1 protein-coding gene is annotated in these 620 nt (G+C 52.1%); it reads right to left on the bottom strand.

Going from position 1 to position 620, the window contains the following annotated elements; all coding sequences use genetic code 11:
- On the bottom strand, positions 1–605 hold a 605-nt coding region (locus AK963_RS30300), incomplete at its 3' end, for a hypothetical protein (RefSeq protein ID WP_202969965.1).
- Between the last annotated feature and the right edge of the window lie 15 nt (positions 606–620).

Genomic DNA, 620 nt, shown 5'->3' with positions numbered 1-620 from the left:
AGCAGTTTGGTTTCATCCGTTGAATCAATGCCGACATTGACCGCACCGCCGGGATATTCGAGCCGGATAATTTTCTGCGGAGCCGGTTGTGTAGTTCGGGTGGTTGGTGCCGACGTGCTCACCTGGCTCTCTTGGAGGGCTTGGGCTTTTTCATTGTTGGCCTGCCGGATACGTTCGTTGTAAATCTGCTCACTGATGCGAAGGGCAGAGGTGATATTCTTGATCGCCTCCTGATCCCCTTTGGCAATGGCCTCGGCCTGCTGTGCCTTCAGATCGTCACGCTGGCTTTGATAGCGCCGTTGCTCAATATCCGACTGCCTGCCCTGTAATTCATCCAGTTCATCTTGCAGGCTATTGAGGGTATTTCGGGAACTCTCACCAAGGCTGGCCATGTTCTGCTCTGCCGAACGAATGGCATTGTTGAGGCGGTCTAAATCCTGATTGTTCAGGAGGTTCATCGTATCAGCGGCTCGCTCGCCCTGACGGAGAAAGCGTCTGGCGATATAGTCACCCTGCTCATAACTCTCTAACAGTTCTTCGAGGGCGATCTTCTGCTCTAAATACTGACTTTTGACATAGGCAGCATTTTTCGCAGTCTCATTCATCCAGCTACTTATGCC

Origin of the sequence: Endozoicomonas atrinae, from assembly GCF_001647025.1 — a bacterium.
Lineage (GTDB): Bacteria > Pseudomonadota > Gammaproteobacteria > Pseudomonadales > Endozoicomonadaceae > Endozoicomonas > Endozoicomonas atrinae.
Note: the sequence above shows the minus strand (reverse complement) of the source record. Positions and strands in the feature narration are given on the sequence as shown.